The following is a 16,618-nucleotide window of genomic DNA, read 5'->3' on the forward strand; positions in this document are numbered from 1 at the left end:
AAAGAAAAGCCAAGAAAAGCAAGATCAAAAAACGATTGCCTACGTACGGTCGGCCAACGCCATCCGCAGCTGCCGCACGTCGATCGATCCGGTCGGCACGTCCCGTTCGACCGGGAAGTACATCCGCTGCACGGCGGCCAGGATCGCCTCGACGATCTGTTCCCGGAACATCGGGTTGATCAACCGTTCCCGGTCGGCCGGCGACGTCAGGTAGCCCAGGTCCACCCGCACCGTCGGCATCCGGGTGAGCCGCAGCAGATCCCAGGTCTTCGCGTGGGTGCGGCAGTCGTGCATCCCGGTCCGCACCACGATCTCGCGCTGCACCAGGTTGGCCAGCCGCTCCCCAACGGTCGAGCTGAGCCCGCTCCCGGTCCCGTAGTGGTACGTCGCCACACCCTCGGCGGCGGCCGACTCCTGCCCGTCCAGGTGCAGCGAGATCAGCAGGTCGGCGCCGAGGCTGTTGGCCAGGGCGGCCCGCTCGGCCCCGCTCATCGCCTCGGCCGGCTGCGGGCCCCGGGTGAGGTGCACGCGCATGCCGGCCGCGGCCAGCCGGCCTTCCAGCCGGGCGGCCAGGTCGAAGACGAGGTCGGCCTCGGTCCAGCGCAGCGGCCCGTCGGGCACCACGACCCCGGCGTCGTCGCCACCGCCGTGACCAGGATCGATCACGATGGTCTTGCCCACCAGGTTCGGCCCGGACTGCCGGAACGCCTCGGCCTCGCGCAGCCACTGCGGGCGCCCGCCGACGACCTTGCGGCCGAGTCGGCGCAGCGCCTTCATGGTCTGCGGTCCGAACGACCCGTCCGGGGTCAGGCCGACCTCGCGCTGGAACTGGGCGACCGCCCGGGCTGTGCGCGCGCCGTAGATGGAGTCGGGGCGACCGGAGTCGTACCCCATCTCCAGCATCCGCTCCTGCAGGGAGCGCACGTCCTCCCCGGTCAGCGCGTCCGGCACGGAGTGGAAGAGCATGCGCGAGCCGAGCCGCCAGCGCGCGCCGTCCAGCGCGCGCCACGTCTCGTCGCCGACCATGCCGTCCACACCGAGGCCACGACTCTGCTGGAACGCCCGTACGGCGTTCTCCAGTCTCTCGTCGAAGAGGTCCGGCTCCGGATCGGTGAGCAGCTCCAGGCTGACCAGAATCGACCGGATCTCGGAAACGGCAGGGCCGGTGTCTCCGCGTCGGATGGACCGCACTCACGACTCCCTAGGGGCGAGATGGGACGACCTCCCGGAGCGTACTCCGGCTGACAAAAGGGAGCCCCGCGTCCGTACCGGGACGCGGGGCTTCAGAAAACGATCAGAGCGCCGACTCGATGAAGTTGACCAGGAAACTCTTGGGCTTGGCACCGGCCACCGAATTCACCCGTTCGCCACCCTTGAAGAGGGCCAGGGTCGGCACCGACATCACCTGATAGGCCAGAGCGGTCTGCGGGTTCTCGTCGATGTTCACCTTGACGATCTCCACCTGCTCCCCCAGCTCCGAGTTGGCGATCTCGGCCAGCAGCGGGTCGACCTTCTTGCAGGGCACGCACCACTCGGCCCAGAAGTCCACAAGCACTGGCTTGTCGGACTCCAGCACGTCGACGGCGAATGACTTGTCGGTGACGACCTTCACGAGGACCCTCCTGGTCTTACAGCTCGACGAATGAAGCGATGAAGCGCTCGGCGTCCAGCGCGGCGGCACAACCGGTGCCGGACGCGGTGATGGCCTGCCGGTACGTGTGGTCGACCAGGTCACCGGAGGCGAAGACGCCCGGGATGTTGGTCCGGGTGCTGGGCGCGTCGACCTTCACGTAGCCCTCGTCGTCCAGCTCGACCTGGCCCTTGAAGAGCTCGCTGCGCGGGTCGTGACCGATCGCCACGAACACGCCGGTCACGTCGAGAACCTTGGTTTCCCCAGAAACCACGTTCTTCAATCGGACGCCGGAGACCTTGCCGTCGACGCCGATGACCTCCTCGACCACGGAGTTCCACTCGACCTTGATCTTCTCGTTGTCGAACGCGCGCTTCTGCATGACCTTGCTGGCCCGGAAGCTGTCCCGCCGGTGCACGATGGTCACGGTCTCGGCGAACCGGGTGAGGAAGGTCGCCTCCTCCATCGCCGAGTCGCCGCCGCCGACCACCACGATGTGCTGGTTGCGGAAGAAGAAGCCGTCACAGGTGGCACAGGCCGACACGCCGTGGCCGAGCAGCTCCTGCTCGCCGGGCACGCCGATCGGGCGCCAGGCCGAGCCCGTCGCCAGGATCACCGCGCGGGCGAAGTACTTGGTGTCACCGACCCAGACCGTCTTCAGGCCCTCGGCGCCGGCCTCGGTGGGCTTGTCCGTGAGCTCGACGCGGCTGACGTCGTCGGTGATGAACTCGGCGCCGAACTTCTCGGCCTGAGCGCGCATGTTGTCCATGAGCTCGGGGCCCATGATCCCGTCGCGGTGACCGGGGAAGTTCTCCACCTCGGTGGTCGTCATCAGCGCACCGCCGGACTGCACGCCCTCGATCACCAGGGGCTTGAGCTCCGCACGCGCGGCATACAGAGCCGCCGTGTAGCCGGACGGCCCGGAACCGATGATGATCAGATTGCGGACCTCGTCCACTGCCGACTCCTCAAGGTTTGTGTCCACGCCGATAGAACGCCATGCTAGGCATTCACCATTCCCCCCGGTCCGGCTCGTGTCCGACCTCACGCCGGGGGTGCTGCTCAGCGTACCGGGGACGAACCCAGGGTGTCCGCGCCGCCACCGGGCAATCCGCAGTCGGCGCCGCTGGCCCAGGCCCACTCGCCGTTGGCCGCGGTGAACCGCACCACGAGCGCCGGTTTGCCGTCGAAACGCGCGTAGTCCACCGACGAGGCGGCCAGCGGGCCGCCACCGTTCTCCTGCGCGATCGCGTCCAGGCAGTCCAGCAGCGCCTGCGGGAGGCGCAGCCGATCCAGCGGCCCGCCCTCCCCCGCGGCCCCGGCAACATACGTCTGCGCGTTCTGGCTCGGCGGCGAGGCCATCGTGTCGGCGGTGGCGCTGCTCACGGCCTGGCCCAGGGTGCCGAGTGTGTAGTCGAGGCCGCTGGCGGTCACCGGCGGCAACGCGGCCGGAGCCTCGGCGGCCTTCTCGCCCGAGGTCGTGGACGCGCCGCTGTCCGACGCCGAGTCGCTCGGCCCGAAAAGTCCGTAGCCCACGACGCCGACGACGCCCGCGGCGATGCCGATCGGCGCGGCCATGCGGACCCAGCGGCTGTTGCCGCGCTTGCGGCGCCGCTCATCAAGACCGACAACAATTTGCGGTACGGCGTCAGCACCGCTCGTCTCCGGCTCGGCCGATTCGCGTACGGCATCAGCGGCCCTCGGGGAAACGGCGGCCTCCCGGGCCAGCGCCGCGTCCAGCCGCGCCACCACGTCGTCCGGCATGGCCTCCACCGGCAGGTCGCCGAGCAGCGCCCCGACCGTGGCCATCTCGGGCACGAGCAGCGCATACGCCTCCTGCCAGCCCGGATCCTGGGCGACCAGCGCGGCCACCCGTTCCGCCTCGGGGGTGCCGTCCAGGGCGCCACCGACATAGTCGGCCAGCAGGTCGATGTCGACCCCGTGGAACTCGGCGCCCGTCACCGTTGTTCCCTCCGTTCACGCCCGGCCGGCGGCGACGTGACCGTGCCGCCCGACCTGGATGGGACGTCACCGCCACCGGTCCGGTTCCCATCGTGCCCCGAGTCACTCGGGGCGCCACGCAGCTCCCGCAGCGCCAGGGCCATCCGGGCCCGCCCACGGGCACAGCGGCTCTTCACCGTGCCTTCGGCGATCCCGAGCATCTGGGCCGCCTCGGCCACCCCGAACCCCTGCACGTCGACCAGCACGATCGCGGCCCGCTGCTCGACCGGCAGGGCGGCCAGGGCGTCCCGCACGAGCAGCGCGGCGTCGTGGTCGGGGGCGGGCGCGACCGGCTCCGGGATGCCCGGCCGATCGTCGTCGGAGCGGTTGCCGTCGGGCAGCGGGACCGTGGGGTGCGCCTGGCGACGGCGGATCCGGTCCAGGCAGGCGTTCACGACGATCCGGTGCAGCCAGGTGGTGACGGCCGAGTCGCCACGGAAGTTGGCGGCCGCGCGGTGCGCCGAGAGCAGCGCGTCCTGCACGGCGTCGGCGGCCTCCTCGCGGTCCCCGATGGTGCGCAGGGCGACCGCCCAGAGCCGGTCCCGGTGCCGGCGGACCAGCTCACCGAACGCCTCGGGATCACCGGCCACATGGGCGTGCACCAGCGCGGCGTCACTCGGTGGGGCGTCGCCCGGGCCGGTTTCGCCGGGCGTCACGTCCCGGAAAGCCACGCCAACAAACTAAGCCATCGGGTCCTGATCCCGTGGGACCGGTGGACGCAGCCGGATAACGATCAGCTGAAATCGATCTGAGCAGGCCGCGGAACGACGAAAGGGCCCGACCTGCGCGGTCGGGCCCTTCCTCGTGGATCAGGGTCGATCAGTAGCCGTACAGCTGAATGTCGTTGACGTTGACCTGGTAACCCGGGGTGTCCTCGTTGCGCGGCAGCTTGGTGAGGAAGACCAGCACGAACTGGTACTTCGTGTCCGGGTCGAAGCCGTTCAGGATCTGCTTGTCGCCGGTGTTCGCGTCGGCGCCGTCGGCGTCGCTGAGCTTGGTGTAGGTGTCGACGATCTGCTTGTCGCCGCTCTTGCTGTCGCCCGGGTCCTTGGTGCCGACCCGCAGGTCGATGACCGCGCCGGGAGCGGAGAGCGAGACCCGCACGTCGGACAGCGCCCGCGCCTCCGGCAGGTGGATCAGGACGCCCATCCCGGCCTTGCGGCCGCCGAAGTTGGCCTGCTTGTACCAGGAGAGCTTCCAGGACGTGTCCGGGTTACCGTCGACCACATACTTCGACTCGCCGGTGTCGTCGCGATCGCCTTCCGGCGGGTCGACGATGCGGACCATGTCCGGGGTCAGCGCGATCGGCTGCGGGTTGCCGAGCGGAGCGTTGCTGGCCGTGCCGGCGTCCGTCGGCTGACCGCCCGCGTCGGCCTGCGCCGGCGTGGAGGCCGAGGCGTCCGGCTTGCTGGAGTTGTTGATCGCGCGGATGCCGAAGACCAGGCCGACGACCGCGATGACGACCAGGGCGCCGACGCCGATCAGGATCTTCCGCGCGCTGCGGCCGGGCTCGCTCGGGGCGCCGCCGGCCTGCGTGAAGCGCAGCGGGCCGACATCCTCGAACTCCTCGTCCTCGGACGCGGCATCCAGCCGGCTGAGCTCGGCCGTGAGCGCCTCGGCGGACGGCGCGGCCACCCGGCGGTCGAGCAGATCCATGGTCAGGTCGTCGAGATAGGCCGGGACACCGGCCCGGACCTGCCGCGGACCGGCCGGAGTGCCGGAACTGTCACGCATCGCGTCGGGCAGCGCGGAGCGGCCGACCTCGGCGTGCGGCCAGTGGCCGGTCAGCGCGAAGTAGAGAAGGCCACCGACCGCGCGGACATCGGCCTCGGGACTGTCGGCCGCGTCGGCCCGGGCGTCGGCCAGCACGACCCGCCCGTCGTCGCCGATGAGCGTGGTGCCGGGGTGCACGTTGCCGTGGATCATCCCGGTCGCGTGCACGGCGGCCAGGGCGTCGGCGACCGAGTGCGCGATCGCGATCGCCCGGGCCGGGTCCAGCGGGCCCTCGGCGCCGACCAGATCGCGCAGCGACTCGCCGTCGACCCACTCGCGAACCACGTACGCCCGCTGTTGTTCGTCGATGGCGTCGTAGACGCCGACCAGATTGGGGTGGATAACGCGGCTTGCCGCGACCGCGGCCTGCAGCATCTCGGTGGCGGAGTCGCCGCCGGGGTGCCGGAGAACGACCGCGACCGGCCGCCGCAGCACCACGTCGATCCCGCGCCAGACCTGCCGACCAGCACTGTCGTTGTTGACGTGCTGTTCGAGCTGATAGCGCTCGGCGAGGATCTCACCGGCGGTGGGCTCACCGAAGGTCAAGACCGGTCCGCCCTCGTCGGCCGTGGTCTCATGGCCTTCGCCGACCTGGGTCACCAGTCCTCCCTCGGTGGTGCATGCCGTGGTGCTCGGGGCAAGGTGCTCCCGAGCACATGCCGACAACGACCATACCCGTACTCGGCCATGCTCCGGCAGGTCGTCCCCCGGCGCGGCATCGGTGCGGCCTTGTACGAACGGGTGGTTTTCCGGGCAGTCCGGTTGAACCAGTCCAGTTCAGGGCAGGTCCGGCGGACTGCCCCGAGTTCTACCGACCGATCTTGCGGCGCACCATGCCGACGACCTGGCTGATCTCCTGAACCCGCAGCAGCGTCGCGCCGATCAGATAGGCGATCAGGATCACCGCGCCACCGACCACGAGCTGGATCAGCGACTGGATCCGGCCGTCCGGCTCACCGGCGCCCGGCAGCATGTGTACTACCACGTAGCCGAGCACGCCGGCCACGGCCGCGGCGATCGCGACCCGGAGCAGCGACATCGCCACCGAGCCCAGGTTGAGCCGGCCCACCTTGCGGCGCAGCACGGCCAGCGAGACCAGCGCCGAGACCACGTACGAGATCGCGTTGGCGGCGGTCATCCCGGCGGCCAGCAGCGACTTGCTCAGCACGGCGCCGAGAATCAGGTACGCGGCGATCCGGACGACGACCACCGGCAGGTTGATCAGCGCGACGGTCTTGTTGCCCTGCAGTGAATAGAAGGCGTACGTACAGAGGTAGCTGACCGACAGCGGGATGACGGCGAACGCGGCGACGGTCAGGACCACGCCGGTGTCCAGCGCCTCGGCGTGGGTGTAGTTGCCGCCCTCGAAGAGCATCACCGAGATCGGCACGCCGAGCACGGCGTAGACCACCGAGATCGGCGCGAGCGCGGCCACGGTGAGCTTGATGCCGCGGGTCAGGTCGGCGCTGACGTCGGCGAACCGGCCCTCGGCGGCGGCCGCGCTCATCTTCGGCAGCAGCGCGGTCATCACCGACACGCCGATGATGCCGTGCGCCATCATGGTCAGCAGGAAGACGTTGTTGAAGGCCAGGACGCTGGCGCTGCCCTTGCCGGCCACCCGGTTCAGGATCTTGACCATGACGAAGACGGCGACCTGGTTGGCCGCGACGTAGCAGAGCATCCAGCCGGCCAGCCGGCCGATCTCGCCGAGGCCGAGCGAGCGCGGGTCCCAGCTGAACTTCCAGCGGAAGCCGACCTTGCGCAGCGCCGGCAGCAGGCCGAGCGCCTGCACCACCATGCCGAGCAGGGTGCCGCCGCCGATGAGCGCGATCTGCCCGGCCGAGATGTTGTCGACGGTGAGGTCGCCGCGGCCGAACATGAGCAGGAACACGCCGGCGGTGGCGATCACCACGAGGTTGTTCAGGATCGGCGCCCACATCGGGGCGGCGAAGTGCCCGCGCACGTTCAGCACCGCGCCGATCAGCGCGGAGACGCCGGTGAAGAAGATGATCGGCAGGATCAGGTACGCGAAGTGGGTGACCAGGTCCTTGTAGGCCGCGCTGTTGGCCGAGCTGGCCTGGATCGCGGTGATCACCGGGGCCGCCGCGACCACCAGCAGGGCGGCCAGGCCGAGACTGACCACCGCGAAGGTGAGCAGTTTCTGGGTGAACGCCTGCCCGCCGTCCGGGTCGGCCTTGCGCCGCCGCACCAGCAGCGGGATCAGCACGCTGGAGAGGATGCCGCCGAGCAGCAGCTCGTAGATCTGGTTGGGCAGGAACTGGGCGCTCGTGTACGCGTCGCCGACACCGGCGCCCAGCGCCATGCCGATCAGCGCGTTCCGGACGAATCCGATGACCCGGCTGACCAGGCTGCCGATCGCCATGATGGCGCTCTGCCCGGTCGTGCTGCCACCCTCGTCGCCGTCGGCCGGGACGTGCTCCGGGGGCAACGCCTGGTCGCCACCGGCCGTGGACAGCTGGTCGTCGACCGAGACGACGGTCACGCCGTCCTCCGCGTGCGGGTCACCGCCCGGCGTCGCATGCGTGCTGCGGTACAGGCCGCCGTTCACCCTTGCCTCCCGAGCCGTACCGATGTTGGAGTCACCATAGAAGACGGAACCGCCCCGGCGTCACACGTGGTGACGCAGGAGAGTGCCCGGTTCGACCCCGGCCAGGGTCTCGACGACCCAGCATGCCTCCAGCGGTACGAGAGGCTCACTGAGCGCATCCAGAACGGTCGGGTGGTCGCAGCCGGCCTCGGTCAGCGCGATCACCAGATCGGGCAGCGCGGTCAGGTCGCCGTCGCCGGCGATCCGCCGGGCCAGCGGGCCGGTCACGGCATAACAGTCCTGGTCGGGCAGCTGTTCCAGGCGGGCGTTGGCCCGACGTACCACATCGTTGAGGTCTTCGTGGGGAAACCGTTTGTCCGCGCGGACCTGGTCCATCGCCTGGGCCGGGAAGCTGAGGTCGGCGATCGCGGCCTCGCTCAGCACCTGCGGCGACGGCGACGGTGGCGCCGGCCACCAGCGGTCGTCGGTGAACAGTGGCAGCGGCGCCTGCTCGGGCCCGGAGGGCGCGGGCGGCGGCACCTCGCGGCGCAACGACCGGTACGCCGCCTCGCGCACCGCGGCCACGGTCGGCCCGTCGTCGTCGGCGGTGGCCGGCGCGAACGGCGACAGCAGCGCGATCACCAGCCCCGGATGCGGCAGCGTGGGATCGGCCAGGGCGATCACCCGGGCGCACGTCTCCAGCTCCCACCAGCGCAGCGACGCCGGGAAGGGTCCGCGGGCGGGCGCCCAGCCCAGCTGGATCGGTTCGCTGGCGGCCGGCCGGCGCAGTCCGAGCGTGCGCTCGCCGGAGGGCACCTCGATCTCGAGGATCAGGGCATACCCGTCCACGATCGGGAAGGACACCCGGAGCAGGTCGGGGAGGAACTCGGCATCGCTGAACTCGCCCGCCCAGAACCCGGGATCCAGGCTCAGCCGGCGCAGCGCCTCAGAAAGGGGCACGTGTCCCATCCTGCCCGCCGCGTTTCGCGACGACCACGCCACGGTCCCACCAACGGACCCGCCGCCCCGAGGCGGGCCCACGGCCCGATACCCTGGTAACCCCATGTCTGTGTTGAATAACGCCCAGCAGAACGCGGTAGCCGAGTTGCTCCGCGTGTCCCCGGTAGCCGACGAGCTGGGGCGCCGCTTCGGCGCCGCCGGCCACGAGTTGCACCTGGTGGGTGGCTCGGTGCGGGATGCGCTGCTCGGTCGCCTCGGTGACGACCTCGACTTCTGCACCGACGCCCGGCCCGAGCAGACGCTCGACCTGGTGCGCGACTGGGCGGACGCGATCTGGGAGACCGGGCGTGAGTTCGGCACGATCGGCATCCAGAAGAACGGCCTGCGGATCGAGATCACCACGTTCCGCGCCGAGGCGTACGACGGGGTCACCCGCAACCCGGTGGTGTCGTACGGCACGTCGCTGGTGGAGGACCTGTCCCGCCGCGACTTCACGATCAACGCGATGGCCGTGTCGCTGCCCGGGCACGATTTCACCGATCCGTTCGGGGGCCTGGCCGACCTGGCCGCGCAGGTGATCCGGACTCCGGCCACCCCGCAGGCATCGTTCGGCGATGATCCACTTCGGATGCTGCGTGCTGCCCGATTCGTGGCAAAGCTCCGTTTCGCAGTGGACGAATCGGTCATCACGGCGATGCGCGACATGGCCGCTGATCTGGAGCGGATCACCGCGGAACGGATCCGGGACGAGTTCACCAAGCTGCTCTGCGGGGCCGACCCGATCGCCGGCCTGCGGCTGCTCGTCGACACCGGGCTGGCCGACCAGTTCCTGCCCGAGATCGCCGGGCTGAAGCTGGAGATCGACGAGCACGCCCAGCACAAGGACGTCTACGAGCACACGCTCATCGTCGTGATGAACGCGATGCGGCTCGAAGGCGAGGAGGGGCCCGACTTCGTGCTGCGGATGGCCGCGTTGATGCACGACGTCGGCAAGCCGGCCACCAAGGCGGTCGGCCGCGACGGCCGGGTCAGCTTCCACCACCACGAGGTGGTCGGCGCGCGGCTCACCAAGCAGCGGATGAAGGCCCTGAAGTACCCGAAGGACGTCACCACCGACGTGGTCGGGCTGGTCGCCCTGCACCTGCGGTTCTACGGCTACGGCCGCGGCGAGTGGACCGACTCCGCGGTGCGGCGGTACGTGACCGACGCCGGCCCGCTGCTGTCCCGCCTGCACAAGCTGACCCGCTCGGACGTGACCACCCGCAACCGGCGCAAGGCGTCCGCACTGGCCACCGACTACGACATGCTCGAAGAGCGGATCGCCCGGATCGCGGCCGAGGAAGACCTGGCCAAGGTCCGGCCCGACCTGGACGGTAACGCGATCATGGAGCTGCTCGGGGTGCCGCCGGGCCCGGTCGTCGGCCAGGCCTGGCGATACCTGAAGGAGATGCGCCTCGACCGGGGGCCGCTGGACCGCGACGAGGCCGAGGCCGAGCTGTTCAAGTGGGCCCGCGAGCAGGGCCACATCGCCTAGGCGTCTTATCGAGAGCGAGAGTCGGATCACGTACCGTGATCGCGCTTTTTGCTCTAATCGGTCACGCGTCGTGGAATCGGCCGAATTCAACGCATGAATGGTGCGAATCGCGCTCGGCCGAGACTGAATTCGATCCGCCTGAACGGTGGATACGGTCGGCTCATATCGCTCCTAACCTGCACTTCTGCACGTGTCAGGCACGTCCCTGACCCGTAACGAGGCGGGTTCGGAGGTCGAGCGGCGTGGCGGAAGAAACGGTCGGCGCCGTCGACGACCGGGCCGGCGGTACGGCCGAGAAATTGCTCGGACCCGGCCAGCGGGCATCGGCCGGGGTCATTCTGTGCGTGGTCGGTTACGGATTGTTCGCCGCGCCCCGGTTGACCGTCACCGTGATCGTGGGTGCGTGCGTCGCCTTCTATCTGGTCTTCGCGCTGTTCAAGCTGCTGGTGACCACGGCCGGGCGCGGGCATCGGATGATCCTGTCGACGCCGATGACCTCGTCCCGGGTGCTTCCGCACTACGGGGTCCTGCTACCGGTGCACCACGAGGCGAACATGCTCCGGCGGCTCGTCGCGCGGGTCGGCCGGCTCGACTACCCGCGGGAGAAACTGCACGTCTACCTGCTGATCGAGCAGGACGACGAGGAGACCCTGGCGGCGGCGGCCGATCTCGGGCTGCGGGTGCACGGCGACGGCACGACCTCCGAGGGCCCGCTGGGGCACGTCGTCGTGGTGGTGATCCCGCCCGGTGGCCCGAAGACCAAGCCGAACGCGATGAACGTGGCCTTCCCGATCGTGGTGGCCGACGGCTGCCGGTACGTCACCGTCTACGACGCCGAGGACCGGCCCGACCCGGGACAGCTCCAACTGGCCGTGGCCACGTTCCGACTAGCTCGCCGGGACGTCGTCTGCCTGCAGGCCGAGCTGGTGTTCTGGAACGACGACACCAACTGGGTGTCCGCTCTGTACTGGGTCGGGTACAAAGTCCACTTCCGACACTTCCTGCCGGGTCTCGCTCGGCTGGGCCTGCCGGTCCCGCTCGGGGGTACGTCCAACCACTTCAAGGTCAGCGTGCTGCAGGAGGTCGCCCTGCCCGGCGGGCTGGTGTGGGATCCGCACAACCTGACCGAGGACGCCGATCTGGGGGCCCGGCTGGCGGCGGCCGGCTACCGCGTCGACCTGCTCGCCTCGGTGACCCTGGAGGAGGCGCCGGTCTCCGGCCGCGTGGTGGACAAGCAGCAGCGTCGCTGGAAGGGCGGCTACCTGCAGACGGCGCTCGTGCACAGCCGCCGGCCGATTCGCACGGCCGCGCGGATGGGCGTACATCGGTGGCTGGCTTTTCTTCTGATGACCTATGGAACGCCGCTGACGTTCCTGCTGAACCCGCTGTTCCTGGGGTTGACCGTGGCGTGGTTCGTGACCGGGTCGCCGCTGATCGTGGACGTGTTCCCGGCGCCGATCTACTACACGGCGACGGCTCTGCTCGTGGTCGGCAACTTCGGGATCATGCTGGAGCTGATCCAGACGACGCTGGTCGAGGCGCAGCGGACGCAGGGGCGGTTCCGGCTCCTGAAGTACATGTTCATGGCCCAGGTGATGTGGCTGTGGATGAGCGTGTCGACGTACATCGCGGTGTTCGAGATGGTCACCGGCAAGCGGGGATGGCACAAAACTCCGCACGGGCACGCGGAAACCGACGACGACGTCGAGCCCGCCTTGATTCCCCAGCCGGTCGTCCCGTGAGGCACCGCACGAGAGCGGTGGCGTCGCTGCTCGGCGCCCTGATCCTGCTGGCCGCCTGCGGGTCGCTGGCGCCGCACGTTCCGACCGGCCCGCAGGAATCCGTGGCCGCCAGTCCCGGCGTATCCGAAATATTGGTCAGCCCCTCCGCGTCCGCAGCCGGCCCGAGCCCGACCGTCACCACCGCGCACACCACGAAGGCCGAACTGGGCGTCCAGATCTTCTGGCACGAGGTCACCACACCGGACCAGGTGCGCGCCAACGCCGACCGCCTGCTCGACTACGTCGTCAGCCTGGGCGCGAACAGCGTCGGCATCACGTTCCCGATCTACACCGACGGCGCCCGGCCGACCCGTGTCTACACCGGACCGGGCGTCACGCCGACACCGAGCGACCTGGTCACGATCATCGGGCGGGCGCGGGCACGCGGCCTGCGCGTCCTGGTCCGGCCGCTCATCGACGAGAAGAATCTCAACACGGGCGGCGCCTGGCGCGGATCCATCAAGCCGGTGAACGTCAACGCGTGGTTCACGTCGTACGGGAAAGTCCTGATGCCTTTTCTGACCGCCGCGCAGAGCGCCGGGGCCGATTCCTTCGTTCTCGGATCGGAGCTGGATTCCCTGGTCAGGTACCAGCGCAAGTGGCGCACGACGGTCGCCGAGGCGAGCCGGATCTTCACCGGCCGGCTGGTCTACGCCGACAACTGGGGTGCATGGGCGACCGGTCGTCCCGGCGTGCCCGGCGCCGATCCGGGTCTCGACGCCTACCCCTCGCTCGGCCTCCCCGACTCGGCGACCGTGGCCCAGCTCACCACCGCCTGGACGAAGTGGTTGCGGAGTCGTCCGGAGGGCCTGGACCGGACCGTCATCCAGGAGGTCGGGATCGCCGCCGCGCCCGGCGCCTACCGGCGGCCCACCGGCTGGCCGAGCGACCGTCAGAAGGTGACGCCGCAGATCCAGATCCGCTGGTTCGCCGGCGCCTGCGCGGCCGCGAAGTCGCTGAACATGGCCGGTATCTACTTCTGGACCCTGGATGCCTGGGCCGATCCGGCGAACGCCGGTGGTTACAACGCCGGCTCGTTCATCGGCCGCGGCGACCAGGCGATCAAGGAGTGCTTCGCGTCCGGGTGGCCCCGATGACCACGATCCCGGCCAACCGGACGCGGACCGACGCGGTCGGCAGCCTGACCCAGGAGATCCGGCTGCGGCACGTGATGCGCCTGCGCCGGCAGGACGACCCGCGCGAACGCCGCCGGGTCGATCGCGGGGCCGTCGTCGTCGCGGTCGTCGCGAGCGTCCTGTCCATCGCCGCGTGTGCCTACTTCTATCGGACCGGGCACCTCCTGGGATACCACGACACCTACTCCCACCTGGAGATCAGCCGCCGGATCCTGGTCGGCCGGACGACCGGCATCGCGCAGCTGGGCGCGATCTGGCTGCCGCTGCCGCACATCCTGCAGTCGCTCTTCGCGTGGAACACGACGCTCTACTCGACCGGTCTGGCCGGCTCGATCGTGTCGATGGTCTCGTTCGTGGCCTGCTCGGTGCTGATCTACCGGATCGTCCGGGTCTACAGCCCGGACCGCGTCTCCCCCGCGTACGCCGGCGCGGCCGTCTTCATGCTCGGCGCCAACATGCTGCACCACCAGTCGACGTCGATGGACGAGTTGCCGTTCTACGCGTTCGCGCTGGCCGCGGCGTACGGGCTGATCCGCTGGGCCGACACCGAGCGGCCGACCTATCTACTGCAGGCGTCGCTGGCCAGCATGCTCGCCATGCTCTGCCGCTACGAGGGCTGGTTCCTGGCCGGGCTGTTCACGCTCATCGTCCCGGTCATCGCGCGGCGCCTCGGCCACTCCTGGCCCGACACCCGCGGGCTGACCGGCATGTTCGCCGCATTCGGCCTGTTCACGTCGTCGGCCGGCTGGATGCTCTACAACTGGATGATCGCCGGTTCGCCGCTGAACTTCCTCAACGGGCCGAATTCCAGCTCCGACCAGATGGCCCGGCGCACCACCGACGTCGAGACCGGCAACATCGGAAAAACCCTGCTTGCGTACGGCAATGCGCTGCTCGCCGAGCACGGGCTCCTGGTGATCGCTGTCGCCCTCCTCGGCCTGGTCGTCTTTCTGGCCGGCGAGCGCCTGTCGGCCCGCTCGCTGCCGGTGCTCGTGCTCGGCGCGATCATGCCGTTCTTCCTCTGGACGATCTACCGTGGACAGGCCCCGATCGGCATGCTCCCGGTCAACGAATACGTGCTGAACGCGCGATTCGCCCTGGTCGGCGCGCTGCCGGCGGCCGTGCTGACCGGTTACCTGGTCTCCCGGCTGCCACGACGGGTCGTACCGGCCGCCGCCCTGACCGTCATCGTCGGCCTGGCCGGCCTCTCGATCACCACGTTCCGGACCGACGCCCTGGTCAGCGTCCGCGAGGTGACCGAGGACCTGTCGGCGCAACAGGATCAGGTGCGGGTCGCCGACTTCCTGGCCGCGCAGACCGACGGGCCGATCCTGCTCGACCTGATCGGCAACGAGCGGGCCGCGTTCCCGGTCCTGGACCGGGTCATCTACGACGGCACGAAGATCGGCCGCCGGAACGTGTGGAAACAGGCGCTGGAGTCGCCCCGGTCGGTCGGGGCCCGCGTGGTCCTGATGCGCGGATCCGGGCCGCGGGGCACCGACGCGGTGTTCACCGCCCTGCACGGCGCGAGCGCGATGGACGGCTCCCGGGTCGTCTACGAGGCCGACGGCTACCTCGTCTATCAGTTCTTGTCATAGGCACCGGGCACACTTGGGGGCATGTTCGTCGTCGAGTCACCGATCGGGCCGCTCGGCGTTGCCGTCGAGGGCGACGTCGTGGTCGGGGTGCGCTTCGGCGCCGGCCCCGGGCCGGATGCGTCCCATCCGGCCGCCGAGCAGCTCAGGAAGTATTTCGCCGGGGAGATGACCGACTTCACGGTGCCGGTGGAGATGCGCGGCGGCTCCGATTTCGAGCGCGCGGTGTGGGCCGAGATCGCCAAGATTCCGTACGGGGAGATGCTCACCTACGGCGCGATCGCGACCGCCCTGGGCGACCCGGGCGCGGCGCGCGCCGTGGGCACGGCCTGCAATCACAACCCGGTGCCGGTCATCGTCCCGTGTCATCGGGTGGTGGGCGCCGGCGGGAAGATGGTCGGCTTCGGCGGCGGGATCGAGCGCAAACGCAAACTGCTGGAGTTGGAGGCCCGGGTCACGCTGACCCGCGCGTGGGGTGAACCGTGAGGATGCTCACTCCGTACCCAATAAGGGTTGTGAGGGTGTGAAAAAGGCCGGCTCTCGGTGAGAGCCGGCCTTCTCAGTGAAGGACGAACGCGTCAGCGCTCGATGTCACCCTTGATGAACGCCTCGACGGCCTGGTGGGCGTCGTGGTCGCTGTACTGCACGGGCGGCGACTTCATGAAGTACGACGAGGCGGAGAGGATCGGGCCGCCGATGCCGCGGTCCTTCGCGATCTTCGCGGCGCGAACCGCGTCGATGATCACGCCGGCCGAGTTCGGGGAGTCCCACACCTCGAGCTTGAGCTCGGCGTTCAGCGGGGTGTCGCCGAACGAGCGGCCCTCGAGGCGGATGTACGCCCACTTGCGGTCGTCGAGCCACGGCACGTGGTCGGACGGGCCGATGTGCACGTCGCTCTTGATCATCTCGTGCGGGATCTGCGAGGTGACCGACTGGGTCTTCGAGATCTTCTTCGAGACCAGGCGGTTGCGCTCCAGCATGTTCATGAAGTCCATGTTGCCGCCGAAGTTCAGCTGGTACGTGCGCAGCAGCTCGACACCGCGGTCCTCGAACAGCTTGGCCAGCGCGCGGTGCACGATGGTGGCGCCGACCTGGCTCTTGATGTCGTCACCGACGATCGGGACACCGGCGTCGGCGAACTTCTGCGCCCACTCCGGGTCCGAGGCGATGAAGACGGGCAGAGCGTTCACGAACGCGACGTTGGCGTCGATCGCGGCCTGCGCGTAGAACTTGTCGGCCTGCTCGGAGCCCACCGGGAGGTAGGAGACCAGGACGTCGACCTCGGCGTCCTTCAGGGCCTGGACGACGTCGACCGGCTCGGCCGACGACTCCTCGATGATCTCGCGGTAGTACGTGCCCAGACCGTCGAAGGTCGGGCCGCGCTGCACGGTGACACCGGTCGGCGGCACGTCGGTCAGCTTGATCGTGTTGTTCTCGCTGGCGACGATCGCTTCGCTCAGGTCCATGCCGACCTTCTTGGCGTCCACATCGAACGCCGCGACGAACTTCACGTCGGATACGTGGTAGTCGCCGAAGGTCACGTGCATGAGACCCGGGACGCGGTCGTTGGGGTCGGCGTTCTTGTAGTACTCCACGCCCTGCACGAGGGACGAGGCGCAGTTACCCACACCGACGATGGCGACGCGGACGGAACCCATCG

14 protein-coding genes are annotated in these 16,618 nt (G+C 69.7%); 5 read left to right on the plus strand and 9 right to left on the minus strand.

All coding sequences use genetic code 11. The annotated features are described in order from the left end of the window. Positions 1-39 precede the first annotated feature (39 nt). The 8 genes from ACSHV8_RS41250 to ACSHV8_RS41285 form a co-directional block, all read right to left on the minus strand. On the minus strand, positions 40-1,191 hold the full coding sequence (locus ACSHV8_RS41250; RefSeq protein WP_436525117.1) for an N-acetylmuramoyl-L-alanine amidase: 1,152 nt from the start codon (positions 1,189-1,191) through the stop codon (positions 40-42). Positions 1,192-1,294: 103 nt separating this feature from the next. Beyond that, positions 1,295-1,612, minus strand: a complete 318-nt coding sequence (gene trxA, locus ACSHV8_RS41255) for a thioredoxin (protein WP_436525119.1) — start codon at positions 1,610-1,612, stop codon at positions 1,295-1,297. Between the two features lie 16 nt (positions 1,613-1,628). Then, positions 1,629-2,588, minus strand: a complete 960-nt coding sequence (gene trxB / locus ACSHV8_RS41260) for a thioredoxin-disulfide reductase (RefSeq protein WP_436525121.1) — start codon at positions 2,586-2,588, stop codon at positions 1,629-1,631. Positions 2,589-2,692: 104 nt separating this feature from the next. Beyond that, positions 2,693-3,592 (minus strand): hypothetical protein, encoded by a 900-nt coding sequence (locus tag ACSHV8_RS41265; protein ID WP_436525123.1) that lies wholly within the window; start codon positions 3,590-3,592, stop codon positions 2,693-2,695. Further along, positions 3,589-4,302 (minus strand): RNA polymerase sigma factor SigM, encoded by a 714-nt coding sequence (gene sigM / locus ACSHV8_RS41270; RefSeq protein WP_436525125.1) that lies wholly within the window; start codon positions 4,300-4,302, stop codon positions 3,589-3,591. Before sigM ends, ACSHV8_RS41265 begins: the two co-directional genes overlap by 4 nt. Positions 4,303-4,450: 148 nt before the next feature. Continuing rightward, on the minus strand, positions 4,451-6,004 hold the full coding sequence (locus ACSHV8_RS41275; protein WP_436525127.1) for a protein kinase family protein: 1,554 nt from the start codon (positions 6,002-6,004) through the stop codon (positions 4,451-4,453). Positions 6,005-6,212: 208 nt separating this feature from the next. Beyond that, complete coding sequence (gene murJ / locus ACSHV8_RS41280; RefSeq protein WP_436525129.1) at positions 6,213-7,973, minus strand: murein biosynthesis integral membrane protein MurJ; 1,761 nt, start codon at positions 7,971-7,973, stop codon at positions 6,213-6,215. Between the two features lie 60 nt (positions 7,974-8,033). Continuing rightward, positions 8,034-8,921 carry a hypothetical protein gene (locus ACSHV8_RS41285; protein WP_436525131.1) on the minus strand — a complete coding sequence of 296 codons (888 nt, stop codon included), beginning with the start codon at positions 8,919-8,921 and terminating at the stop codon, positions 8,034-8,036. A gap of 94 nt (positions 8,922-9,015) precedes the next feature. On the opposite strand from ACSHV8_RS41285, the gene ACSHV8_RS41290 reads away from it, so the two are divergent. The 5 genes from ACSHV8_RS41290 (at position 9,016) to ACSHV8_RS41310 (ending at position 15,444) form a co-directional block, all read left to right on the plus strand. Continuing rightward, a complete protein-coding gene (locus ACSHV8_RS41290; protein ID WP_436525133.1) occupies positions 9,016-10,446 on the plus strand; it encodes a CCA tRNA nucleotidyltransferase in 1,431 nt (476 codons plus the stop codon). Between the two features lie 242 nt (positions 10,447-10,688). Continuing rightward, positions 10,689-12,188 carry a glycosyltransferase family 2 protein gene (locus tag ACSHV8_RS41295; RefSeq protein ID WP_436525135.1) on the plus strand — a complete coding sequence of 500 codons (1,500 nt, stop codon included), beginning with the start codon at positions 10,689-10,691 and terminating at the stop codon, positions 12,186-12,188. After that, the gene (locus tag ACSHV8_RS41300) at positions 12,185-13,324 is read left to right on the plus strand and encodes a glycoside hydrolase family 113 (protein WP_436525137.1); all 1,140 of its coding nucleotides are present in this window, start codon (positions 12,185-12,187) and stop codon (positions 13,322-13,324) included. The genes ACSHV8_RS41295 and ACSHV8_RS41300 overlap by 4 nt, the downstream gene beginning before the upstream one ends. Next, positions 13,321-14,961 (plus strand): glycosyltransferase family 39 protein, encoded by a 1,641-nt coding sequence (locus ACSHV8_RS41305; protein ID WP_436525139.1) that lies wholly within the window; start codon positions 13,321-13,323, stop codon positions 14,959-14,961. Before ACSHV8_RS41300 ends, ACSHV8_RS41305 begins: the two co-directional genes overlap by 4 nt. A gap of 21 nt (positions 14,962-14,982) precedes the next feature. Continuing rightward, positions 14,983-15,444: a methylated-DNA--[protein]-cysteine S-methyltransferase gene (locus tag ACSHV8_RS41310; RefSeq protein ID WP_436525141.1), complete on the plus strand. Its 462-nt coding sequence runs from the start codon at positions 14,983-14,985 to the stop codon at positions 15,442-15,444. A 92-nt stretch (positions 15,445-15,536) separates the two neighbouring features. Here ACSHV8_RS41310 and ACSHV8_RS41315 read toward each other — a convergent pair whose 3' ends face one another. After that, on the minus strand, positions 15,537-16,616 hold the full coding sequence (locus tag ACSHV8_RS41315; protein ID WP_436525143.1) for an inositol-3-phosphate synthase: 1,080 nt from the start codon (positions 16,614-16,616) through the stop codon (positions 15,537-15,539). Between the last annotated feature and the right edge of the window lie 2 nt (positions 16,617-16,618).

Origin of the sequence: Actinoplanes sp. HUAS TT8 (assembly GCF_051380535.1) — a bacterium.
Classification (GTDB): Bacteria; Actinomycetota; Actinomycetes; order Mycobacteriales; family Micromonosporaceae; genus Actinoplanes.

What these genes read in the sequence shown, in the direction of transcription:
- ACSHV8_RS41285 (WP_436525131.1), bottom strand. Translation starts at nt 8,921, where the DNA reads ATGGGACACGTGCCCCTTTCTGAGGCGCTGCGCCGGCTGAGCCTGGAT.
- ACSHV8_RS41290 (WP_436525133.1), top strand. Translation starts at nt 9,016, where the DNA reads ATGTCTGTGTTGAATAACGCCCAGCAGAACGCGGTAGCCGAGTTGCTC.
- ACSHV8_RS41310 (WP_436525141.1), top strand. Translation starts at nt 14,983, where the DNA reads ATGTTCGTCGTCGAGTCACCGATCGGGCCGCTCGGCGTTGCCGTCGAG.
- ACSHV8_RS41305 (WP_436525139.1), top strand. Translation starts at nt 13,321, where the DNA reads ATGACCACGATCCCGGCCAACCGGACGCGGACCGACGCGGTCGGCAGC.
- ACSHV8_RS41315 (WP_436525143.1), bottom strand. Translation starts at nt 16,616, where the DNA reads ATGGGTTCCGTCCGCGTCGCCATCGTCGGTGTGGGTAACTGCGCCTCG.